Origin of the sequence: Halalkalibacter krulwichiae (assembly GCF_002109385.1) — a bacterium.
Taxonomy (GTDB): Bacteria; Bacillota; Bacilli; order Bacillales; family Bacillaceae_D; genus Halalkalibacter; species Halalkalibacter krulwichiae.
Map to the genome: position 1 here is coordinate 481,156 of NZ_CP020814.1, position 24,582 is coordinate 505,737.

Here is a 24,582-nt window from a genome sequence, read left to right on the forward strand (position 1 = left end):
CTACTATAATAGGTTCTTTAGAGGAAACGAGGGCTATAGGTTTTTTCAAGAGCAATAATAAAACTACCCCAGTGAAACGCTTTTCACTGGGGTAGAGGCATTGATTGGAAAAAATAGAACCAAAGCCGATTAGACAGTAGGAATATGGACATCTAAAACAGCTGCTCTACCTTCTTTTACAACATTTAGACATTGGGTTAATGCATCTTTTAAGTCTGCTGGATTTTTTACGCTTCTTGCATAAGCGCCGCCGGCCGCCTCGGCAATTTTTGATAAGTCGGAGATTGTTCCAAAATCAACAAAGAATTCGTTGGTTTGTTGGGCTATGCCGTTTGGATGAACGCCTAGGGTGGAAAGTTTAGGTGACTTCCAGCCATGATTGTTGTAGATAATAGTTAAAAATGGCGTATTATAACGATTGGCCATCCAATGAACAGTAGATGGAATACTAAACAAATAAGATCCATCGCCGGTTAAACTAATGACTGTCTTGTCAGGTTTAGCTAATTTTGCCCCGATTGCTGCACCACCATTCCACCCTAAAGAACCAGCTCCACTGCCAAAGAGTGTACCGCTTCTATGGAGTTCTAAATGGTTTGAAATCGTTGGATAATTAGAAATCCCTTCATTCATTATGATCGTATTGTGATCAATAATCTCTCGAACACAGGCTGTTAAATATTCAGGAGTAATATGCTCACTATTAGAGCATTCCAATTCTTTTAGCTTATCTTTCTGTTTAGTATGGTATTGAGAGTATTTGTCTAACCTTTCTTCAACTGTTTTTGAATCAATGTTACAGTCCATCTTTAGGTGCATATTTAATTGTTGCAGTGCAGTATAAGAATCTGCTTTAAAGAATCGTTTAGAGGGGATATACCATAAAGGCATTTGTTCCTTTATAGGGTCCACGTCAATGTAGTAAATAATAGCATCGTTTGATGGTTTATTTTTCAAAGGAATCCAAGGAACATCACTATCAAGAACTAGAATGAAGTCTGCTTCTGCAATAAGCTCGTTTTGACTAGGGGTATTCCATTGATGCCCACAGTGTAACGGATGTGTAGTAGGAAAGTTCATATAGTTTGGACAAGATTCGATAACTGGTATAGATACATGTTCGCAAAGCTCAATTAACTCATTTACAGCTTGTTCATTTCTTCCTAAATAGGATGTAATGATTAGTGGATTTTGAGCTTTTAGCAAATCTGCGGCTAATTCTTTTATTGCGTTAGGGGGAATTGCACTTGGCATAATTGGTTCCCACAAGTTAGTGTCTACGGTAATTGGTTCAATTTCTTCTTCCATAACTTCTCTAGCTCCCATTAAATAGACGGGGCCTTTTGGATCACTTGTTGCAAACTGCATAGCACGGTGTACAAGTTGTTTTACATTTTTACCTGTTCGAATTTCATTATTATATTTAGTATAACCTCTCATAATTCCACGTTGATCAAATACATCTTGAATCCAATGAATAAACTCATTCCTGCTGCCAGCCAATTCTCCCTCCTGGGTAAATGGAGAAGCGCCTGCAAAAATAAGAACAGGGACCCGGCCTTTGGCTGCGTTATGTATAGCACCTCCGAGATTTTGAGTACCACATTCTACGTGAATGATTACAGCTTGTACTTCCCCAGTAATTTGTGCATATCCATGTGCTGCACTTAATGCAACCATTTCGTTTGGACAGACAATCACTTCAGGTAATTTTTTGTTCAACTGTTTTGCTTCTGCTAAACTCTCAATCATAGCTGGGTGATCACTACCCAAGTTAGCAAAAATATAAGAGACATTCGCTTCTTGTAGAGCTTCTAGAAATGCAGTACTTGCAGTATACATTCTACCGACCTCTTTTCATAGATTTTCATGTTACTGAATTAACAGGATGACAAGCGGCTACGATCTAGCATGTATCCTATGTTTTGCTCTTGTATTAAGAATAAAGAAAGAACTTATCATTGATCAATACAATATTTACTATTATTATGATAGTTAAATACTATTAAAAGGTGGGGTTGTATGGAGATTCGTCTTTTGGAGTACTTCTTGACCGTTACAGAAGAACTCCACTTTACAAGGGCTGCTGAACGATTAGGAATCAGTCAGCCAACACTGAGTCAACAAATAAAAGTCCTCGAGGATAGTATCGGATCCCCCCTATTTAACAGAGTAGGAAAAAAAATATACATAACTGAAGCTGGAGATGTCTTAAAAAAACATGCACTTCGTACTTTTTATGAGCTAGAGCAAGCAAAAGTTGCAATTAATGAATTGAAAGGTCTTAAACGTGGGAAGTTGACGATTGGTTGCTGTGGGTCATACCTTCTAACTTCTACAATTGCCTCGTTTAATTTGAAATACCCAGATATCCATCTTTCTATTGTAGAGTTACCGACGGAAGAAACGAAACAAGCCTTATTAACGAATGAACTAGATATGGGTATTGTGTATTTACCGGCTGAAGAAGAGCAATTAATAAGTGAACCGCTTTTTAAAGAGGAATTTTATTTAGTCGTTTCGAACGAACATGATCTTGCGAGTGAGCAATATATAGAATTACAGCAATTAGAAAATGTGAGAATGATTCTATTACGTAAAGAATATTTAATTAGGCAGATTATTGATAAGAAAATAAAAAGTGGCTCATTAGAACCGATTATTGAGCTGACAACGTTGGAGTCATTATTACAATTAACAGCATTAAATATCGGAGCTACGATACTGCCTGCGAATTATCTAAATGAGCTCGATCAAAGTGGGCTCTGTAAAGTTAAAATTGTTGACTCTTTTGAGCAAACAACCGTAGGCATTGTTTTGCGAAAGAATGTTTACCATTGCGAAAGTTTAAAGGTGTTTATTAAGTGTTTGAAAAATAATTATGCATGATAATAGAGAGGTGTCTGTTTTAACAAAGCCACTGAAAAAGGTATGTGTTCACCTTTTTCAGTGTTTTTTTAGTTGAGCGCTCTTAAGTGTTAGTCTTCCTTAGTATTTTTTATACTTTTTTAAAGTTAAACAAACAAAATCAAAGGAGATTTTAGAATAGTCTAAATACTATAATGACACTGAGGCATTTGTTAAGAGCTTTTAGAAAGCGCTTACTTAATGTGTAAACCATTTAAAGGGGGAAGGCAGAAACGTAATTTATACGTGTTCTGTGAGTTGAAATGAAGATTACTGATATGACTGTCAAAAGGTATGTTCGAATGGGGAAATCTGATATGGCATTTAGCGGACATGAAGTGGTTGTAGTTGAAATTGAGACAGATAGGGACATTACTGGTATAGGATTCTTGAGTACACCTATTTTTCCTCACGGGGTTACGAGTGATGTTGCAGCAATTCTATTAAAAAGGAACTTTAAAAATATCATTATGGGAGAAAATCCTCTTCATACGGAAAAACTTTGGAAGAAAATGTTTGATGCTCCTTGGAGATTAGGCATGGGAGGGATGATCAGGGATTGTATTGCAGCAATTGACTTTGCTCTGTGGGATATTAAGGCCAAATTATCCATTGTTCCACTAGCTGAGTTATTCGGCTATAGACGTGATAAAGTATTAACCTATGCCAATGTTGGTCACCAATTACCGCCAGAGGAGCTAGCCGCAAAAGCTGCCGAGTATGTTGAAAAAGGCCATACAGCCATCAAAATTAGAGCTGGTTCAACTGCAGTTTCTATTAAAGAGGCAAATAAGCGTGTTGAAGCTGTTCGTGAAGCAATAGGACCAGATGTGAAATTAATGGTTGATATAAATGGATCTTGGGACACGGGAACCGCTATTCAGCAACTGAAGAAATGGGAGAAACATAATTTATATTGGATGGAAGAGCCGGTATCACCTGAAGACATAAATGGGTATGCAAAGGTGCGAGAATATGCAGGAAATACTTATATCGCTGGGGGAGAGCAGAATAGTGGGTTACAAGAATTCCGTCAGTTTATTGAGAAGAAAGCGATAGATATTATTCAGCCTAATGCAATGGCAACAGGTGGAATTACAGATTGGTTGAAAATATACCATTTTGCCTCGGCCCATAACATTGCAATTTCACCTTGGAATCTACAGCAAATTCACATTCATCTTGCAGCAGGTCATCCTAATGTGAAATGGATTGAGTACTTTGCAACAGATCGTGAATATTTTCAAGACAGCTTAATAAAGGGTCCTGAATTAACAGAAGAAAGGGGAGAAGATGGAGTCTATTTAGTTGCACCACAAGGGCCAGGGATCGGAATTGAAATAGATGAAGACATTGCGGAAAGAACTCTCATCAGAGAAGATTAACATGTTCTAGAATATTTCTTGTCTAACGATCATTCTCAAGAGTGTATAAAAATGAAACTGGAGGAGAAAGAATGAAAAAATACTTGCTAATGATTTCGTTTTCTCTATTTATCATGACAGCTTTCGTAGGATGTTCTAACGAATCAACTCAAACTGAGGGAAGTGATAACGACAAAGGTGAAGGAGTCGCTACAGAGACGGAGGAAACATCTGAAATCAAATTGGATGGTGATGTAGAGTTTATCGTTCCTGCGAGTGCTGGTGGAGGTAGTGATATTAATGTGAGAATGCTTGCTGAAGTTATTCGTGAGAACAATATTATTGATGAGAATATTCTAGTTGTAAATAAACCAGGAGGAAGCACTGCGATTGCCAATTCCTATACTTATAATAAAGAGGGTTCTAATAATACAGTACTAAGTTGGGTATCTAGTCAATTGATTAGTCCGATTATTAATAATAATGACGTTACAATTGAAAATTTAACCCCGTTGGCTACTCTAACGCTCGATAGTTATTTGTTTGTAGTGAATGGAGATAGTGAGTATGAATCACTTGAAGAGATTGTGACGGCAGCAAGGGAGAATCCAGCGACAGTCACGATTGGGGGAACGGGACAAGGAACGGAATTGCACATTTTAAGCCACTTGATTAGCAAGTATGCAGATGCTGAATTTAAGTATGTTCCATTTGATAGTGGAGGAGAAACAATTTCTGCGTTATTAGGAGGGCATATTGATGCGATATTATCTAACCCCAATGAGATAGCATCGCAAGTTGAAGCAGGTGGAGTACGTGCGTTAGCTACTTCTTCGGAAGATCGTTTAAGTGGAGTATTCAGCGAAGTACCTACTTTTAATGAGCTTGGTTTTGAAGAAATTCAAATTGCGTCTTTCCGTGGTTATGTTGGACCACCTGGGATGTCGGAAGAGGAAATTGCTTTCTGGGAAGATGTCTTAAGACAAGTTCATGAATCAGATATGTGGCAACAAGATTACATTGAACGATATCAATTGAACTCTGAGTTTCTTAATGCTGAAGAAAGCAAGCAGTTCTATCAAGAGGTTTTGGATCTTTATTTACAAGCATCAGAAGAGATGGGTTTGATTGATTAAGAGTCAACCAGCAGTAGAAGAGTAACATATTACTCTTCTACTGTAAATCATACTAAGGAATCAAGGAGGAACTCAGATGACGAGAGGGACTTCATTATGTCTGTTCATAGTAGCGTTATTTTGTATACATCAGGGAATTGTTCGTTATGGATTCTGGGAAAATAATATGCCTGGGAGCGGCTTCCTACCAGTGGTAGCCTGTGTAATTCTAGCGGTTTGCAGTTGTTATATCTTTGTGAAAAATGGCAAACAAACGATAGTTTTTAAGAAGAAACATTTATACCCGGTTATAGGGAGTGTTTTATTAATAGGCTCAATTCAGTTTCTAGGCATGATTCTATCGATTCTTATATTTATGATTGTGTGGCTTGTAGTCATTGAAAAGTTTTTGTTTTCCCGTGCTGCTATCTATGGAATTGCTACGACTCTCTTGATTTACTTTATTTTCAAAGTTTCTCTTAATGTCCGGCTTCCAGAAGGAATAATCGGAATATAAATGAAAGGATGAGAGAATGGATACGTTACTAATGCTCCTCAATGGTTTTGGAGAAGCTATATCGATGCAAAATCTACTAGCTGCTTTAATTGGTGCTGTTCTTGGGATTATTGTAGGATCCATTCCCGGACTTGGGTCTGCTTTAGGAGTTGCCTTGCTTCTGCCATTAACATTTGGAATGGATCCTATCACTGGTATTATTATGTTAGCGGCAGTTTATTATGGCTGTATGTATGGCGGAGCATATAGTGCCATCTTAATTAATATTCCTGGTGATTCGCCAGCTATCACGACTGCATTAGATGGATATCCATTAACGAAGAGGGGAAAATCAGGTAAGGCTTTATTTGTTGCTAATATCTCCTCGTTTATTGGTGGAACAATCGGGATTATTGCTTTAACATTCCTTGGCCCAGTATTAGCGAATATTGGTTTGGCTTTTGGCCCAGCTGAAGTTGCCTTACTCATTTTGCTAGCTCTTTGTTCAGTTGGGTGGCTTCTTGGAGAAAGTCCAGCTAAGGGAATAGCTGCGACCGTATTAGGAGTTATGTTAGCAACGGTTGGTGTTGACATTATTTCAGGTCAAACACGATTTACATTTGGTTCGGAAAATCTACTTAGTGGGCTTTCGCTTATTCCAATGATTATTGGGATGTTTGGTTTCAGTCAAATATTGGTGATGATGACGAATAAATTAAATGTAAAAGAAGAAAGAAAGCTTACCTTAAAAGAAAGCATCCCAACGAAGAAAGAAGTACGTAGAATTATGTTTCCATCTCTTCGTTCCGGTGCGTTAGGTAATTTCCTAGGTGTCCTACCGGGTGCAGGAGCGACAACGGGGGGATTGCTGTCTTATGTTCTTGAAAAAAGAATAGGGAAAAATAAGAAAGAAATGGGAAAAGGCGCAATAGAAGGTGTAGCTGCTGCTGAATCTGGAAATAACGCAGCATCTGTTGGCTCATTTGTCCCTTTACTGTCATTAGGAATTCCAGGCTCTGCGACAACAGCTATATTGCTTGGAGGGTTAATTATGTGGGGGCTTGACCCCGGCCCATTATTGTTCCAGACGAACCCTGACTTTGTTTGGGGGCTAATTTCATCTATGTACATTGGGAATGTTATTAGTTTAATTGCTGGATTAGCGTTTATCCCATTTTTAATGAAGGTTATTAAAATACCAAATTCTCTAATGGTACCGATTATCACGGTTGTTTGTATGATTGGTGCTTATAGTGTAAATAACAACATGTTTGATGTATGGATGATGATTATTGCAGGAGTTATTGCTTTTCTGTTACAAGCAAATGATTACCCGATTGCACCTTTATTATTAGCCTTTGTACTTACACCGAGATTGGAGATGTCAGCTCGCCAAGCACTTAATATTTCTAATGGGAATCTTGAAATATTCGTAAGCAGCGTTATTTCAATTGTAATTTTGTTGCTAATAACATTATTTATTATTGCACCCCCTATAATGAAATTGATTATGAAGAGGAGGAAAAAGAATGATGAAAACATTTCGTTATAAGAGTATCTTTCTCCATCCCCTTAGCCTTTAAAAGAATATAATTTCTTAGGTCTTCCCTTTTCAGAGTATTCTAAATCTAGTTCGATTTCATTGCGTTGAATCATGTATTCAATATATTTTCGAACCGTAAGTGTAGAGATATTGACTACTTTACTTAATTCAGTGATCGAATAGGGGGTAGCTGCTTTCTTTAATTCATCTCTAATGATGGTTAAAGTGACAGGGTCAATCCCTTTTGGCAAGTCAATAACAAACTCTTTCTGAGCGGAGGAGTAAAGTTGGTCAAGATCAGCTTGCTGCACTCTTTCAACAGAATGAAAAATCGATTGACGTTTCATATACAAAGATAAAGAACTTTCAAATCGGACATATGCATATGGTTTGAGGATGCAGTCCACTACTCCTAAACGCATCGCTTCTTCAATTATCTCTGGAGCGTCAGCAGCTGTTATTAAAATGACATCAATACTTAAATTTTCTGATCGCATCTTCCTGAGTAATTCGATACCGTTATAGTCAGGTATGTAAACATCTAACAAAATAAGTTGGGGTTTTAATAGTCTAATTTGATTTAGTGCGTCCTTTCCATTTTTGGAAGTGCCGACTAGTGAAAAAGAAGTCATTTTACTTAGATATTCAGCATTTATTTGAGCAACCATTGGGTCGTCTTCGACAATAAAAGTTGAAATCAAATGTTTTCCCCTCCTTTATGAATTTAACCTGCTTTTGGTATTTGTATAGTGAAAGACGTACCCTCGTCTTGTGAAAAATGAAGAGTTCCTCCTAAGATGTTTTCGGTATGATGTTTCACTAAAAATAAGCCGTATCCATATGTGCCTTTTGTAGAGTAACCTTTTTTAAAAATAACGTTCTCATTACTGTTCTTTATTCCATCACCGTTATCTTCAACGAGAATAATTAATTTATCCTTTTTATCTAAGAGTGTAATTTGAACTTCTCCAAAAGGTTTTTCTTTTACTGCGTCAATGGCATTTTGTAATAGATTGCCTATAATGAGCGCTATGCTATCTACAGGCATGAAAGGAGAAATTTTCCCAAGATAACTTCCTGGAGTGAATGTAATCTGTACATTATGCTCAACAGCTTGTTGAATTTTCCCAAGCAGCAAACCGAGTATTTTAGGTTCACTAATGTTATTTGTTAGTGAATCAAGGAGATTCTGCTGTTGCACATTGGTAGTAGAAATGTAAGTTAGCACCTCTTCGTATTGTTCTAGTTCGATCAACCCTGAAAGCGTTTGCAATTTATTGGAAAATTCATGTGTCTTTGCTCTTAGTCCGTCGATATATTGGTTGACTCCTGTAAGGTCTTCAGCGAGTTTCCGTGCTTCAGAAATATCTCTGAATGCAATGATATAACCCCAGTTTTTATTTTTCTGTGTAATGGGACTATAGCTAGCTAAAATAATGGTTCCATTTACATTCAATTCTATGTTTGTTTTCTGAAGAGGAGAATTAATAATTCGAACAATAGAGAATTCCTCTACCAATTCATAGATCTTATTTTCATCGATATCTTTTGGTAGGTTTAGAATACTCTTTGCAGCTTTATTCACTAGAGTGATGTTGTTATCCTGGTTAATTACAATAATACCTTCACTTAAAGATTCGAGGATTGCTTCTTTTTCTCTAAAAAGTTTAGCTATTTCTTCGGGTTCGTGGTTAAAAAGAATTCTTTTAATAGCCTTAGCTAACAAAATTGAGGCAACAATACCAAAAGTAAAAGCCATTAAAAGCCAAAATAGAATGGAGTCTAGGTGACTCTTAACCAAATCACTTATCTTCTCTTGAGAAAAGCCAAGAGCAAGCACACCTATTTGTGTATTTGTCTCTGGGTCTACTACAGGAGCAAATGTACGTAATGTAGGACCAGAAATACCATGTGCCGTTGAAATATAAGCTTCGCCAGAAAGGGCTTTCTCAACATCGTCTCCAGTTATTTGCTGGCCAATTAAAGTGGGGTCTCGATGGGTATGACGTACGCCTTCTTGATCAATGAGGACTAAAAAAAAGTTGCCATTAATTTCTGATATGTACTCTTCGTAAATTTGTTGAAGCGCAGCTCCTTGGTCAGGATCTTTTAATGCATCAACGACAGCGGGTAATTTCGATAGAAAATATGTAATTTCTAAAGAGTTCACCCCTACTGTATCTTTAATGGAATTAGATAAAGTTTTATAAAATGAGAAGCCTGAAACAACTAATATAACAACAATGATCGAAATGGAAAATAACATGATCTTTGCTTTGAGTGGGAGATACCGCTGAGTTATTTTAAACATTATTATCACCCTGAATTTGTTATTGAAGAAAAATATCAACCTAATGATATCAGAATTTAATGAAAATAACAAAAAAAATATTGTGAGAGTATGAAACATTTATATTAATGTGAGGAGTGTTGTATGTGCAGAAAATATCAATTATTGGAGCTGCAGGAACATTAGGAGCGAGCTGTGCAATGAATCTAGCTTTGAATAGTAGAATTAGTGAGCTTTGTTTATTGGACATTAACGAAGCTTTGTTAGATAACCATATTATGGACCTAGAAAACGCATTTCCAGATAAATATATTTATCGGGGCAACTATGAAGATTTAGCAGGGTCATCAATTGTGGTAATTACTGCAGGGGTTCCGAATCGGAATGAGGAAACGTCTCGTGATGCTTATTTAATGGAAAATGTGAAAATATTTAAGCATATTGGAGCTAACATCCGTAAATATTGCTCTAATGCGATTATCATAACAGCATCTAATCCAGTTGATCTATTAAATTATTATCTCCACAAAGAGTTTGGTTTTAAGCCTCACCAGTTAATAGGCTACACGTTAAATGATTCTTACCGATTTAGTTGGGCTATCAACAAAGTATTGAATGGTAAAAACCAAGTATATAGTCCAGTTATAGGCGAGCACGGAGAAACCCAAGTTCCTATTTTTTCCCAAGTGAGAATTAATAATAAAGAAGCTTCATTTACTGTTGAGGAGAAAAAACAAATTCAAGAAGAGATAAAAACGTGGTTTGTAAAATTTAATCAATTAAATATACAAAGAACAACAGGATGGACGACTGGAGTAGGGATTAGTCAGCTAGTAGGTTCTCTCTTAAGTGACCAAGAGGTGTTAACGATTGGATCTGTTATACTAAGAGGGGAATATAATTCCCAGGGGATTAGTATAGGTGTACCAATTTCTGTGAACAGAGAAGGTGTGAAGCAAATTATCGAATGGGATCTTACTGTTGAAGAGAATAAGGATTTTTGTAGTTCAGTCGAGAAGATCTCAAAAAATATAGAGGAAAGCTTCTTATTAAAGGAAGAAATGTAGAAATTTGCTAGTTATGCTAAGCAACTGAGTATGAGTTGTTTAGCATAACTCTTTTTTTGTTTTTTTGGTTAAGAGGGTTTGGATAAGTTTCCTTAAATATACGAATATGAAAACGCTTAATTCCTTTAATTTGAGGTACAAATGGAGTCAGAAAATTAATATTATTAAAACAGGTGATAGAAAACATATTTGTATGGAGGGTTTTACATGACGATGACGATTGGTGTAGTGGGATCGGGCACGATGGGCGGAGCAATTGCACATCAGGCAGCAATTTGTGGATTTACAGTTATGCTCAGAGATGTAGAACAACGTTTTTTAGATAATGCTTTAGCGCGGATGACAAAATTAATGGATCGTCAAATAGAAAAAGGGAAATTAACAGAAGAACAAAAACAAGCGATAACAAATAGAATTACGTTCACAACTAATTTAGAGGATATGAATGATTGCGAAGTTGTTATTGAGGCAATCATTGAAGATTTAGAGGCAAAAAAAGCAGTATTCAATCAGCTTGATGAAATTCTAAGACCAGGGGCGATTATTGCTTCTAACACATCTTCTATGTCTATAACCGAAATTGCATCAGCAACGAATCGACCAGAGCGTGTTGCTGGCATGCATTTTTTTAATCCTCCACAAGTAATGAAATTAGTAGAGGTTGTTCGAGGATATGAAACAAGTGATGATACGGTAAAAGAGTTAAAGAAACTTTCGATTGATTTTAATAAAGAACCGATTGAAGTTAAGAAGGATACGCCAGGATTTATTGTAAACCGAATTATGATTCCGCAATTTATTGAGGCGATAAGATTAGTGGAAGAAGGAGTAGCGAGTCCAGAAGATATTGATAAGGCTGTTACACTTGGATTGAACTATCCTATGGGGCCTTTCACGTTACAGGACTATGCTGGTGTCGATATCGGTCTTCATGTAATGGATTACTTTTATGATGAATTTAAGGATGCTAGGTTTGCTGCGCCACTTACGCTTAGAAATCTTGTAAGGGCAGGACGTGTAGGGAAGAAGGCTGGAGCAGGTTGGTACGACTATAACAAATAAAAGGGGCAACTAATATGGAAACAATCGAGTATATGTTAGGTGATAATCATGTAGCAATGGTTTATTTGAATCGCCCACCTTATAATCCGTTAAATTCCCAAGTGTATCAAGAGCTTACGACGCTTTTTGAGAAGTTAGAAAAGGATCCTTTAGTACGAGCAATTATTATTACAGGTAAGGGAGATCGTGCTTTTGCTGCTGGTGCGGATATTAATGAGATGAAAGATTTGAACGGAGCAGAAATGCTAGAAATGTCTAGGGTGTCTAGAGCAGCTTACGATAAAGTTGAGTCAATTACCAAGCCGGTCATTGCAGCTGTAAATGGTTTAGCGTTAGGGGAGGATGTGAATTAGCACTAGCGTGTGATTTCAGAATCTGTTCCAATAACACAAAGTTTGGTCTACCAGAAATTAATTTAGGAATTATCCCTGGTGGGGAGGGACTCAGCGTTTACCTCGATTGATTGGTCAATCAAAAGCAAAAGAGTTATTATTCTTCGGAGAAATGGTTGATGCTGATAAAGCAGTTGAGTTCGGTTTAGTAAATAAATCTGTTGAGCTTACTGATTTATTAGCTGAAGCAACAGCGTGGGCTGAGAAATTAGCAGGAAAACCAACAATTGCGATGAATATGCTTAAAAAGGCAGTAAATCAAGGAACAAATGTTGATATATCCTCTGGCTTGGATCTTGAAGCTGCTTGTTTTGGGAATGCTTTTGCAAGTGAAGATCGGAAAGAAGGCATGCAATCATTTATTGAAAAAAGAAAGCCGCAATTTAGTGGCCGTTAGGGAGTGTTAAGATGAGTAAAGATATTGTAGTGATTGACGGTGCTCGTACAGCGTTTACTGAATTTGGAGGTTCTTTTCGTGATGTGTCAGCTATTGATCTAGCTGCAGCAACGGCAAAAGAAGCGATGAAACGTTCAAAGATTGAACCTGAAGAAGTCGATCAAGTAGTAATAGGCAATGTCATTCAGTCCAGTACTGATGCCATCTATATGGGAAGACATGTAGGCCTAAAAGCGGGTGTTCCTGAACATGTCCCTGGATTAACGGTGAACCGTTTATGTGGATCTGGTTTGCAGGCAATTGTGAATGCAGCTCAGTCAATTCAATTAAATGAAGGATCTGTCGCAATTGCAGGTGGAGCAGAAAATATGAGTCAAGTACCTCATGTTATTCGAGGAGCAAGGTGGGGTGTACCTCTAGGGAAAGCTCCAATGGAAGATTATTTATGGGAAGCATTATATGACCCATACGGAAAATGCTCTATGGCTATTACAGCTGAAAATCTAGCAGAAAAGTATGAAATTGCTAGAGAGGAAATTGATGAATTCGCATCAAATAGTCATCAAAAGGCGCTCGCAGCAATGGAAAAAGGTGTTTTCGCTGAAGAAATCGTACCTTATACGATAAAAGGACGAAAGGGCGACAAAGTAGTAGAACAGGATGAACACCCAAGAATGACCACAGTGGAAAAACTAGGTAAATTACCTGCTCGTTTCAAAGAGAATGGTGTCGTAACGGCAGGGAATGCAAGTGGAATAAATGATGGTGCAGCGGCCTTAGTTGTCACATCTGGAGAATATGCCGAGAAGCGCAATTTGAAACCGTTAGCCCGCCTTGTTTCTTGGGGATTGTTGGAGTAGAGCCTAAGTATATGGGGATAGGTCCCGCACCGGCAATTCGTCAGGCTTTAGAACGTGCTAATCTACGTGTGGAAGATCTAGATTTAATTGAAATAAATGAGGCATTTGCGGCCCAATACCTGGCTTGTCAAAAAGAATTAGGCTTTAACCCTGAAATCGGAAATGTAAATGGAGGAGCTGTTGCGTTAGGCCATCCTCTTGGTGCGAGTGGCGCTCGAATTTCCCTTTCACTGTTGTATGAATTGAAAAGACGTAAGAAGCGTTATGGTGCTTCTGCACTATGTATAGGTGGCGGTCAAGGGATTGCTGCTATTTGGGAAGTTCTATAAAAATCAAAAAGGGATGATGATATGTATAAAAAGCTTGGTCATTTGAGTGTACCACAACTTTTTGAAAACGCTCTCAACGAGGGTCCAGATCGGGAAATTCTTTTTGATCGTTCAAGTAGAATGTCTTATAGGGATCTTTGGGATCAGTCAATTAGCTTAGCTTCATCGTTACAAGGTTTGGGGGTACAAAAAGGGGATAAAATCGCAGTTTGTTTGCCAAATTGGAATGAGTTCGTTGTTATTTATCTAGCAGTTGCTCAATTGGGAGCCGTTCTTGTACCTTTCAATACTCGTTATCGTATGGATGAAGTAGAGTATATTCTGCGTAACTCGGAAGCTAAGGTAGCTTTTTTTACAGAAGAATTCAGTGGTATTCGGCATGCTGAACAGTTCTTACAAGCGAAGAAAATAGTAGGAAGTTTGGAGATGTTAATTACAGTTCGCCATCCAGATAACGATTTATTGAAATATGAGCAATTAGTGGAAGCGGGTAGATTATCCTCTTTCACCCCTCCAGATAGTAATCCTGAAGAAGATGTATTCACTATTCTATATACTTCAGGTTCAACGGGTGCGCCGAAGGGTGCGATGCTAACCCACGCAAACGTGGTAAAAACAGGGGTAATGTCGGCACAGGAGATGAATTGTACAGCCGATGATGTATTTCTAATAGCAGTACCGGTTTTTCATGTATTTGGTATGGTTCCAAGTATAATTAGTACGGTTGCTTCTAGCGCAAGAATGGTACTGATGGACCAATACAAACCAAAAGAGGCATTAGAGATTGTCCAAGCAGAAGGAATTACGGTTAAGCACGGAGTTCCGACTATGTTTATATTAGAATTAAACCATTCTGATTTCCAAAATTACAATTTATCATCGCTTAGAACAGGGATTATCGCAGCTGCACCATGTCCTGTTGAAATCGTAAAGAAGATTCGCTCAGAGATGGGGTGCGATATCGTAGTTGCATACGGTCTTAGTGAAACATCACCAACATTGACGATGACTAAATTCTCGGACCCTGATATTATTCGTGCGGAAACGGTTGGAAGAGTGCTTCCTGGAGCGGAAGTGAAAATCGTCAACGAATTGCGTGAAGAAGTCGCTACCGGAGAAGTCGGAGAAATAGCTTGTCGTAGTTTCGGTGTTATGAAGGGTTATTATAATATGCCAGATAAGACGAAGGAAGCATTAGATGTTGAAGGTTGGTTTTATACAGGGGACTTAGGAACTCTTGATGAACAGGGTAATTTAAGAATTGTTGGCAGGAAGAAGGAAATGATTATCCGAGGTGGTTATAATATTTACCCACGTGAAATTGAAGAGGTTTTCTATACGCATCCAGATGTTCTTGAAGTCGCCATCGTAGGGTTACCGGATACCGTTTTAGGAGAAGTTTCATGTGCTTGTATCAAAATAAAATCACAAGCACTCGTTGATGAACAAAGTCTAATGGACTTTATTAAGTTAAGAATTGCAGATTATAAGGTGCCTGATAAAGTATTGATTGTCGAAGAATTACCTATGACGGCTAGCGGTAAAATTAAAAAAGTCGCACTTCAAGAAAAGCTAAGAGAAGAGCTTAAAGCAGAGTTACGCTAAGGGTGAAAATTTTGTATTAATAGGGAAGGAGGATATAAATGAATCCACAAAACGTTTTGGAGAGTCGATATGTCCCAGCTGAAAAGGAATGGAAGTCGCTTCCGTATGAGGGGATCTCTATGAAAACACTTTATAAATTCCCAGAAGGTGGAAGTACAGTTCTAATTAAAATGGAGCCTAACAGCGCCTTCCCGCTACATGATCATCCTGCTGATGAAGAAGTCTTTGTCCTTAAAGGTGAGTGCAGAGTTGGGAAGTATCCACTTAAAGAAGGCGATTATCTGTTTACTTCTAAACATACAATCCATGCGCCATTTACACGTAAAGGTTGTACCTTACTCGCAAGGACAAGAGAACCATTAACATTCATTAAAACAGAGGAAAAGTAAGGAAGAGCGATATTTGTAAGTCTATGAAGAAGAGCTAAAAGTCGCTCAAGATAAAGGGAATGTTTTGTACCAACAGGCAACACCACTTACAAAAGGGGAATCATTGTTCAATCTAAATTAAATAAATAGGCTGTTCCATATAGTCATTGCTACTTTGTTATTCATAAGATCTACTCTTTTAGTTATTATTCATTTATTTAAGGGGGAAGAAAACATGGCAATCTATAAACGTAAAGACGGTGAAGAACAGCCTTATTGGAAGTTAGGGCCTTTTCAAATAAGGCTCCCTTTTGTCCACTTTCGGTTAGAAACACCAGAATTAATTCAGGGGTTTGTATTGTTTTCAATTGGGTTAGCTGTTATTCCATTATTGCAAAACTATGTAGGATTCTCCTATGAAGCAGCTTTAGCAGTCGCAATCATATACCTTATTACAATGCTGATGGGGCCGGTGATGGGTGTACCTTTAGTGCCTGGCTTTATTACCGCAGCAATTCCTTTGGTAATTATCTTTCTAGGTAACTTTGAACCGGGTCCTGAAGCAATAAAAGCACTCGTTGCGTTACAATTATCGGTTGCATTTATCTTCTTGATTTTAGGAATTACAGGCTTAGGGAGAATTATTGTTACCAAGTTACCAAACTCTTTAAAGGCAGGTATATTAATTGGAGCGGGGATTGCAGCAATTCATGGTGAGATTGTAGAAGGTGGACGGTTAGCTAATACACCAATTTCGTTAATTGTTGGTACGTTAGTCTGTTTTTATGTCATGTTCTCTAAATCCTTTCAGAACTTATATAAGAAAAACAAGATTGCAAGGATCATTGGAAATTTTGGAATTATGCCGGCCATTATTGTCGCAATCGTGATCGGTTGGACGACACGAGAATACCCTGCACCAACGGTTGAATGGGGATTTGTCGTTCCTAATCTTGCAGAGTTATGGAGCTTTACTCCTTTTGTAGTTGGTTTTCCGAGTTTAAGCATTGTCTTAATGGCAATCCCTACGGCGTTATTAGCTTATATTATTGCGTACGGTGACATTGTAGTTGGCTCTTCTTTATTTAAAAAGGCCAGTGAATATAGGAAAGATGAGAAGGTCGATTTAAGTTTGTCAAATATGCATACGCTTACATTCATTCGTAACTTTATCCATGCCTTATTCGCGCCACATCCGGGTCTAGCAGGGCCGATTTTTACAGCGGGTACAGCTTCCGTAATGGAACGGTATAAATATGGTCGAAACGCAATGGATTCAATTTATTCCGGTACAGCTTCGTTAATATTAGCTATGTTATTTGCTAATATTTTACTTCCTTTAGTTAGTCTATTTCAACCGGTTCTTCCTATCGCTTTATCGCTAACATTACTTATTACGGGGTATTTATGTATCTCGATTGGTATTGAGCAGTTAAAGAATAATACAGAACGTGGTGTCGCTGGAGTGATGGCGATTGTGCTCTTTGCGTACGGTGCGACATATGGGTTAGTTATCGGGATTATACTATATTGGATTATTCAGAAAACTCGTCTGTTTGGTAGAGAAGATGAAACTGCTGAAACGAAAGAGTTAGAGAAAATTAGTTAATATTTATAATAGTTAGACTTTTAGGTCAGTAACATCATATAATAGTGAAAAAATCAGCTTGAAATCCTTCAAGCTGATTTTTTAGTATAAGGATTTTTGATGAGGAATACATACAAGGAGGGCTTTCTAGTGGGTCAGGACATGAAACAAGAGAAACTTAAACAAAAAATCAACAGTCATTTGCGAAATGTTACCCGTCAACTTATTAAGTTTGATACGTTACAAGAAACCCTAAATTATTTACTAGAATCATTTTATCAAGAATTCACGTGTGATTTAGTAGGGGTCATTTTAAAAGAAGGTGACCAATTATTTCCGAAAGTTTGGATTGGTGATGGGTTTACGATTGAGGAAACACTAAAGCTTAGCCTGAAGGATTGTTCTACGAATTTATTGGAAGATGCGTTTTGGTGGCCTAATGATCGACAAGAGAATTCTGATTGCAGCTTTAAAAAGGCAATGGAAAAAGAAGAGCTCTCAACTTGGTTTACAGTTCCTCTTCATCATAAAAACAATCAGTTTGGATTTTGTATCATTGGGTTTAGAGATTTCGTTCCATTGGTTATAGAAGCTGAGAAGATCTTTGCTGAATTTGGTCATGATGTTGCGGTTGCGATGGATTTGGCAAAAGAAAAGGAGAGACAGAAGAGGAAGATAAAAGGTTTAGAGTGGATGAGTGAAAATATTTTCCCGGGATCATCGATCGAGGAATTAATTGAGAAGATTGTCGAGCGCGCTGGAAAAGGAACGAAGGCTAAGGGAGCCAGTGTACACTTATTTGATGAAGTACATAATTGTTTTACTTTTCACCCGCCGGTGTATGGATCTTGTGCATTAGCGGAACGAATTTCAGTTCAAACGAATTTGCCAATTGATTACTATTTTCCATCCGTTGAAACATCAGGAAATTCAGAACTGACAATTCCATTAGTTGTTAATTTAAAAACAATTGGTATTCTTTATGTTTGTAAAGATCGTCATGAAGCTTTTTCAAATGATGATTTAGAGTTTTTAAATTTTGTATCCGCATTCATATCAATGCAAATAGAAAATGCTAGACTGTACAGAGCTGAATTAGATAGAAAACAGAGGTTAGAAAGGCTGATGGAACATCATCAAGAAATTTTACAAAAAACTGTTCAAGGTCAGAACCTCCATGAAATCACAAAAACGATTAGTTCAATGTTAGAAAGCTCTCTTATCCTATATGACCGTTTTCTGCATCCCCTATCGTCCTATTTTAAGGAAGACGAAGATCATCTTTACAACAAGACAGTCGAAATGGTTAGAAAACATAAACTAGACGTAACGAAGCTAAAAGCTTTTGAATATTGGTACGATGAAGGTGAAGAGGACCAATGTGGTGTTTGGCCAATTGTTGGAGGAAGAGATATTCTTGGATATTTAGCGATCTGTTTACCGAAAAAAGAGGTTGATCGGGTATTGAAAATAACTCTTGATCATGCTTTAAATGTTTATGCAATGGAGTTTATCAAACAAAAACAAATGCTAGATGCAAAAGAGCAAGTAAAAGAAAGTTTCATAAATCAACTTTTTGCTGAGAAGATTCATGATCAAGAAAAGATTATCCAATATGCGACTTTAATTAATTGGAATGTCCTTGAATCTCATCAAATTGCAACGTTTTCGATTGAAATCGAAAATCAAGAAGAGATGAATCTATTCGCTTTAGAAAGTTATAAAGCTTGGATTTGGAATCAAGTAAAAGAGAAATTATCCTCATATAACCCATCGATGGTTTTTACTCGAAAAGATGATGAATTTATTTTAATAGAAAGGTACCACCGGTCTATAGATCAGGCTAATTACTGGAAAGGACTTTATCAACTGATCGTTAACATACTTAAAAAAGAGAAAATGAAAGCGACGATTTATTTAGGGATTGGGGGGAAAACAGAAACATTAGAAGATTATTATTATTGCTATGTACAATCGGTTAAAGCTAAAAATGTCGTTACCCACCGTTTTTCTCAGGGAGGCCATTTATTTTATGATAACCTTGGATCATACACTATTTTGAACAATACAAGTGATCCTCTCGCAGCAAAGCTTTTTGTGAAGCAAAACCTAGGTCCGCTATTAATTTATTCTGAGAATCATAATATTGATTTATTTGAGACGTTAAAGGTTTTTTTGCATAACAATGGAAACCTTCGAGAAGCTTCAAATCAACTTTTTATTCATCGTAGTACGTTAGAGTATCGGTTAGAACGAGTTGGGGAAATACTTGGAGTTAACTTACATGATGCAGAAATGCGCTTTGAGTTAATGATGGCTTATAAATTATATAGTCTCTTTAACTTCAGTCCCTCACAGTTAGTGTAACCAAGTATAGGTTTAGAGTACTAACTGATCCTGAGATAGTATTTTTTTTGGACTATGAAAGTTGTAATTAATACGAAGGTAATAAAAACATAATAATTAAGGTTGACTATCCCAAATATTTGAATTTTAATTAAGTTATGCTAGAAAATTCAGGTTATTCGGTGGGAGGGAGTATGAAAAACGTTCATTTACAATCAGAAAGCTTTTTCTCGAATTGGACGATACAAGGTTTGGTAAACGGTTTCATCGCTTGGCTTTTTGGTGTAACAGGGCCATTATTAATTGTATTAAATTCTGCAGAAATTGGTGGTTTAAGTGATTCAATTACAACTTCTTGGATATTCGCTATTTATGTAGTAGGTGGGCTTTCTACCATAGGTCTCTCGGTTTATTATAAACAACCGATCGCCGTAGCATTTTCTATCCCTGGAGCTGTGTTAGTTGGGACGACTTTGCTCAATCATTCTTTTACCGATGTTCTAGGAGCTTATGTCATTACTAGTATTCTCTTATTACTTATTGCTGTAACAAAATCAACGAGTCTCTTTATGAATGCAATCCCGTTACCGATCATGATGGCAATGGTATCTGGAGTGTTGCTTCCTTTTGGACTAAATATATTTATGTCTGTCTTGGAAGTTCCATTAATAAATGGAGCAACGTTGATTGTGTTCTTGCTCTTAACCTTTTACAAGGCGTTAGGAAGATTCATTCCTCCTATTCTTGGGGCGATTGTCGTTGCTTTTATTCTTCTTTCAATTGAACGTCCAATTAAGGTGGAGTCGAATTCTTTTGCACTATCAACACCTGAATGGTTCTTGCCGACGTTTAACATTAGCACAATCAGTGAATTGACGATTCCGTTACTAGTAACAGTTATTGCGATTCAAAATGCTCAAGGGATTACTATCTTAAATAGCATTGGATATAAATCACCCGTTAATGCGTTAACAACGTGGTCTGGTCTTGGCTCTTTGGTAAATAGTTTCTTTGGGGGCATTCAGCCTGTATCGCTGGGCCGATGACAGGAATCATTGCTGATAAAACATCTGGACCGTTACATCATCGGTATAAATCAGCGATCGTAATGGGGTTGCTTTGGGTACTATTTGGATTGTTTGCTGGTTTTGTCATGGGAATTGTTCGTGAAATACCTATTTCTTTAATTCAATTATTAGCAGGGTTAGCCTTATTGATGGTTTTAAAAAATTGTATTGCTGCTAGTTTTTCGTCGAAGTTTCAGATTGGAGCACTATTTTCTTTCATGATTACCTTATCTGATTTTACGCTATTCAATATTGGGTCACCTTTCTGGGATTAGTATTTGGGACGTGCTTATCATTTGTATTTGAGAAAGAGGACTTTAAAAAAGAAAAATTGATAACAGAAGAAAAGAAGAGCCTCACTTCATAAGTGAGGCCCTTCTTCATGCCACTTGATAGTGCCAGACACCATCGACAATCTTTTTTGTAAGTTTCTTTTCATGTTCTAAATAATCTAAGTGTCCAATAATTTCAGACATAACGAGAGAGAATTGTTTGTCGTAGTTCTTTTTGTAAAATGTTTGAGCTAATTGATTAGCAGTTGTATGCCCTTGTTTAATAAGAGTCTGTAATTTGTCCGCTTTTTCTTCGACACCATTCAACCTTTTCGTAATAAGGTCATTGGCATTTTCAATTAGGACACCATGGCCAGGGAAAACCGTTTCAATGTCCATTGTTTGGCATTTTCTTAGTGAGTTCATGTGATCAATTAATGTGAGCATCCGTTTTCCATTTTCGTCAGGCTCTACTAGCGCATTACTCGAAATATGGTTGATAAGTAAATCGCCTGAGAACAACCACTTACTAGTTTGGTTATAAAGGGCAATTTGATCAGGAGCATGCCCAGGTACTTCTATTACTTCAAAGCCCGCTTGTGTATGTTGAGAAAGTGGAAGAAGGTTAGCGGAAATAGCATTATTCTTATTCTTTTCTATTGACTCTCTTAAGAACTTTATTTGTCTCTTTCCGGTTTCTTTGCAACCCATTGTATCGTAGAGTTCCGTGAAAAAGGCAATCCTCATCTCTAAAAAGTTCTTATCTCTTGTAAGGCGCGGAATGGATCGCGGATGTACATATACAGGGATTGGATGCTCTGCAACTATGCGGTTAACAAGACCGACATGATCGATATGATGATGTGTTAAAACGATATCAGTAAAATCTGCGATAGATAAATTATGTTCTTTTAATGTAGTCGTTAAAGCATTATAACAATCATCTGTATTAAAGCCTGCATCAATTAAGGTCAGGCTTTTATCTGTTTTTACGATAAAAAAGTTGATTGTTTTAAGGCTAGAGCGGTTTGGTACAAAGATTGGGAATACTTCATGACATTTTTTCTTTAATTCTATCAATTGCGTTCACCTTCTTTATCTGGATATTTATTTTGTATCAATTATCGAAAGTTATAAAAACGTAATGACTATAAGGCGTAATTAAATATTGTTAAAATCTGTATATGGTATATTATAGCGCTTTTTGTTAAAAGCGTACAGGATTAAACTATGCGTTTTTATATCGACAGTAAGAAAAAAGTATTGAAAAAATGTATTTTCAGATATATTATAATATTTAGAATAGGGAGAAGGAGGGACGTTTGGAGCATTTTTGTAAGCGGTTACTAAAAAACACAAAAATTCGAAGAGGTGGATGAATGTGAACAAGAAATTATTCATGTTTTTTAGTTTGATCTTCCTAGTAACGTTACTTGCTGCTTGTGGAAATAGTGCAATACAGTCTAATTCGAATTCTGAGTCTAGTAATACAGAAGAATCTACAGAGCAACAAGGAGAAAATGCCGGTGAGGGAACAATTAAAGTTGGATCCATTCTTCCTTTCTCGGGTGTGTATGCATCTTTAGGAAAAGATTTATCAGACGGAATGAAGCTTTACTTTGACAGTGTTGATTGGGAAGTTGAAGGAAAAACAATTGAATTAATAGAGGAGGATACAGAAGCTGATCCCCAAATTGCTTTAAGACGTGTTCGTAAGTTAATGGATCAGGATAATATTGATATTTTAACAGGGGCTGTAAGTACGGCGGTAGCATATGCAATTCGTGATGATGTGGATACGAACAAGCTGCCGTATTTAGCTTCTCATGCTGGTGGAGACGACTTAACGAGAGGCCAACGTAGTGATTATATTTGGAGATCGTCTTTTTCGTCATGGCAAATTGGCCACTCAATGGGTGAATGGGCTTATGAGAATGTAGGTGAAAAGATGTACGTAGCAGCAGCTGACTATGCTTTTGGTCGTGAAGTATCAGCGGCATTTAAAGATGCGTATACAGCAGCTGGTGGTGAAATAGTTGGAGAAGTGTACCCTCCATTAGGAAATAATGATTATGCTTCTTATTTAACAACTATTAGTGGTGTTGAAGCAGATGGCGTATATGGTTTCTTTGCAGGAAGTGATGCTGTACGTTTTGTTCAACAGTATGAGCAGTATGGTTTGAAAGATAAATATACACTTGTTGGATCTGGTTGGTTAGTGTCAGAAGATCTACGTGAATCAATTGGAGATGCAGCAGAAGGCATCTTTGCCTCAAGCTTCTGGGATTACAGCCTTGATACAGTTGAAAATCAAGAGTTTGTTGCGGCTTATGAAGAAGCGTATAACCGTCGTCCGACAGTTGAATCATTAGAAGGTTATGATGCAGCTCGTGTCATTGTGGAAGCAATTTCGACTCTAGGAGGAGATGTATCTGACCCTGATGCAACAGTAGAGGCAATTTCCAATGTTACGTTTACGAGTCCGCGTGGAACAATTGAATTTGATAAAGATACGCATCATATCATTCAAAACATGTACATTACTGAGACAGTTATTGAAGATGGAAGAACAGAAAACAACGTAATTCATACGATTGATTCAGTTCAAGATCCAGGCGAATAATCGAAAACAGGGAGGAATTTTGACGTGGATATAATCGGAGCACAATTGGTGAATGGTGTATCTTACGGTTTACTTTTGTTTATTATAACATGTGGTCTATCGCTTGTTTTCGGAATTTTAGGCGTGTTGAATTTAGCGCATGGCTCGTTGTATATGTTCGGTGCGTATCTTGCCTACTCACTTACAGTCACGTACACGCAAAGCTTCTGGATAGCCTTACTTGTTGCCCCGATTGTAGTTGCGTTAATCGCATTAGTGGTGGAGCGTACTTTGCTCCGCCCTACATATCATTTAGGGCATTTATCTCAAGTGTTATTAACATTTGGGCTTGCTTATGTCTTCCATGACATTGCTAAATTTGTCTGGGGGTCAAATGTTCTGTCTATAACAGTACCGCCGATCTTCTCGGGTTCAACTTCAATCTTTGGGCAAACATTTCCAGTCTATCGTTTAATTGTCATCATTGTCGGTATAGCCATTGCTGTAATGTTATGGCTTATCCAGGATAAAACGAGGTGGGGTGCGATTATTCGTGCTGGATTAAGTGATAAAGAAATGATCGGAGCACTTGGAGTTAACATTAAATTAGTGTTTACTGTTGTCTTTGTTATTGGAGGGGTTCTGGCTGGATTCGGAGGGGTAGTAGCTGCTCCAATCTTAGGTATTTATCCTTCAATGGAATTCCAAACACTGATTTTGGCTTTAGTTGTATTGGTTATCGGTGGCCTCGGCTCAATTGCAGGTACGTTAGTTGCAAGTGTGTTAGTAGGTGTGGTGGAGACATTTAGTCGTTTCCTCTTTCCAGAATTAAGTATGTTCCTTATTTTCGGATTAATGGCCATTGTTCTTGTATTTAAACCAAATGGCTTATTAGGAAAGAAGGTGGCTTAA

19 protein-coding genes and 2 pseudogenes are annotated in these 24,582 nt (G+C 37.4%); 17 read left to right on the forward strand and 4 right to left on the reverse strand.

Annotation, left to right across the window (positions count from 1 at the left end; genetic code table 11):
• Positions 1–129 precede the first annotated feature (129 nt).
• Positions 130–1,842 (reverse strand): thiamine pyrophosphate-requiring protein, encoded by a 1,713-nt coding sequence (locus BkAM31D_RS02540; protein ID WP_066158071.1) that lies wholly within the window; start codon positions 1,840–1,842, stop codon positions 130–132.
• A 180-nt stretch (positions 1,843–2,022) separates the two neighbouring features.
• Here BkAM31D_RS02540 and BkAM31D_RS02545 point away from each other — a divergent pair, with 180 nt between their 5' ends.
• The 5 genes from BkAM31D_RS02545 to BkAM31D_RS02565 all read left to right on the forward strand — a co-directional run bounded on the left by BkAM31D_RS02545 (position 2,023) and on the right by BkAM31D_RS02565 (position 7,434).
• Positions 2,023–2,889: a LysR substrate-binding domain-containing protein gene (locus tag BkAM31D_RS02545; protein WP_066158069.1), complete on the forward strand. Its 867-nt coding sequence runs from the start codon at positions 2,023–2,025 to the stop codon at positions 2,887–2,889.
• A 281-nt stretch (positions 2,890–3,170) separates the two neighbouring features.
• Positions 3,171–4,292: a mandelate racemase/muconate lactonizing enzyme family protein gene (locus BkAM31D_RS02550; RefSeq protein ID WP_084372380.1), complete on the forward strand. Its 1,122-nt coding sequence runs from the start codon at positions 3,171–3,173 to the stop codon at positions 4,290–4,292.
• A gap of 71 nt (positions 4,293–4,363) precedes the next feature.
• Positions 4,364–5,407: a tripartite tricarboxylate transporter substrate binding protein gene (locus tag BkAM31D_RS02555; RefSeq protein ID WP_066158064.1), complete on the forward strand. Its 1,044-nt coding sequence runs from the start codon at positions 4,364–4,366 to the stop codon at positions 5,405–5,407.
• Positions 5,408–5,483: 76 nt separating this feature from the next.
• Positions 5,484–5,903, forward strand: a complete 420-nt coding sequence (locus BkAM31D_RS02560; RefSeq protein WP_066158061.1) for a tripartite tricarboxylate transporter TctB family protein — start codon at positions 5,484–5,486, stop codon at positions 5,901–5,903.
• Positions 5,904–5,919: 16 nt separating this feature from the next.
• Entirely contained in the window at positions 5,920–7,434 is a 1,515-nt protein-coding gene (locus tag BkAM31D_RS02565) for a tripartite tricarboxylate transporter permease (protein ID WP_066158058.1), read from the forward strand.
• A 20-nt stretch (positions 7,435–7,454) separates the two neighbouring features.
• Here BkAM31D_RS02565 and BkAM31D_RS02570 read toward each other — a convergent pair whose 3' ends face one another.
• Both BkAM31D_RS02570 and BkAM31D_RS02575 read right to left on the reverse strand, forming a co-directional pair.
• A complete protein-coding gene (locus tag BkAM31D_RS02570; protein WP_066158053.1) occupies positions 7,455–8,126 on the reverse strand; it encodes a response regulator in 672 nt (223 codons plus the stop codon).
• A gap of 23 nt (positions 8,127–8,149) precedes the next feature.
• The gene (locus BkAM31D_RS02575; RefSeq protein WP_169801148.1) at positions 8,150–9,595 is read right to left on the reverse strand and encodes an ATP-binding protein; all 1,446 of its coding nucleotides are present in this window, start codon (positions 9,593–9,595) and stop codon (positions 8,150–8,152) included.
• Between the two features lie 266 nt (positions 9,596–9,861).
• On the opposite strand from BkAM31D_RS02575, the gene BkAM31D_RS02580 reads away from it, so the two are divergent.
• From BkAM31D_RS02580 to BkAM31D_RS02625, 10 genes and pseudogenes are all read left to right on the forward strand, one after another.
• Positions 9,862–10,782 carry a malate dehydrogenase gene (locus BkAM31D_RS02580; protein ID WP_066158048.1) on the forward strand — a complete coding sequence of 307 codons (921 nt, stop codon included), beginning with the start codon at positions 9,862–9,864 and terminating at the stop codon, positions 10,780–10,782.
• Between the two features lie 207 nt (positions 10,783–10,989).
• Positions 10,990–11,844, forward strand: coding sequence for a 3-hydroxyacyl-CoA dehydrogenase family protein (locus BkAM31D_RS02585; RefSeq protein ID WP_066158045.1), 855 nt, complete (start codon positions 10,990–10,992; stop codon positions 11,842–11,844).
• A 14-nt stretch (positions 11,845–11,858) separates the two neighbouring features.
• Positions 11,859–12,633, forward strand: a pseudogene (locus BkAM31D_RS02590) (enoyl-CoA hydratase/isomerase family protein).
• Between the two features lie 11 nt (positions 12,634–12,644).
• A pseudogene (locus BkAM31D_RS02595) lies at positions 12,645–13,822 on the forward strand (acetyl-CoA C-acetyltransferase).
• Positions 13,823–13,843: 21 nt separating this feature from the next.
• Entirely contained in the window at positions 13,844–15,427 is a 1,584-nt protein-coding gene (locus BkAM31D_RS02600; protein WP_066158036.1) for an AMP-binding protein, read from the forward strand.
• Positions 15,428–15,465: 38 nt separating this feature from the next.
• Positions 15,466–15,816, forward strand: a complete 351-nt coding sequence (locus BkAM31D_RS02605; protein WP_066158032.1) for a cupin domain-containing protein — start codon at positions 15,466–15,468, stop codon at positions 15,814–15,816.
• A gap of 214 nt (positions 15,817–16,030) precedes the next feature.
• Entirely contained in the window at positions 16,031–17,404 is a 1,374-nt protein-coding gene (locus tag BkAM31D_RS02610) for a solute carrier family 23 protein (protein ID WP_066158029.1), read from the forward strand.
• Positions 17,405–17,533: 129 nt separating this feature from the next.
• Positions 17,534–19,750: a helix-turn-helix domain-containing protein gene (locus tag BkAM31D_RS02615; RefSeq protein WP_066158025.1), complete on the forward strand. Its 2,217-nt coding sequence runs from the start codon at positions 17,534–17,536 to the stop codon at positions 19,748–19,750.
• Positions 19,751–19,923: 173 nt separating this feature from the next.
• Positions 19,924–20,775, forward strand: a complete 852-nt coding sequence (locus BkAM31D_RS02620) for a benzoate/H(+) symporter BenE family transporter (protein ID WP_180319891.1) — start codon at positions 19,924–19,926, stop codon at positions 20,773–20,775.
• Positions 20,772–21,071: a benzoate/H(+) symporter BenE family transporter gene (locus BkAM31D_RS02625; RefSeq protein WP_085449728.1), complete on the forward strand. Its 300-nt coding sequence runs from the start codon at positions 20,772–20,774 to the stop codon at positions 21,069–21,071. The genes BkAM31D_RS02620 and BkAM31D_RS02625 overlap by 4 nt, the downstream gene beginning before the upstream one ends.
• Positions 21,072–21,176: 105 nt before the next feature.
• On the opposite strand, the gene BkAM31D_RS02630 is transcribed toward BkAM31D_RS02625, so the two are convergent.
• Positions 21,177–22,148, reverse strand: a complete 972-nt coding sequence (locus tag BkAM31D_RS02630; protein ID WP_235820526.1) for an MBL fold metallo-hydrolase — start codon at positions 22,146–22,148, stop codon at positions 21,177–21,179.
• Positions 22,149–22,443: 295 nt separating this feature from the next.
• Between BkAM31D_RS02630 and BkAM31D_RS02635 the strand changes: the two genes are divergently transcribed.
• The gene (locus BkAM31D_RS02635) at positions 22,444–23,691 is read left to right on the forward strand and encodes an ABC transporter substrate-binding protein (RefSeq protein ID WP_066158018.1); all 1,248 of its coding nucleotides are present in this window, start codon (positions 22,444–22,446) and stop codon (positions 23,689–23,691) included.
• A 24-nt stretch (positions 23,692–23,715) separates the two neighbouring features.
• Entirely contained in the window at positions 23,716–24,582 is an 867-nt protein-coding gene (locus BkAM31D_RS02640) for a branched-chain amino acid ABC transporter permease (RefSeq protein WP_066158015.1), read from the forward strand.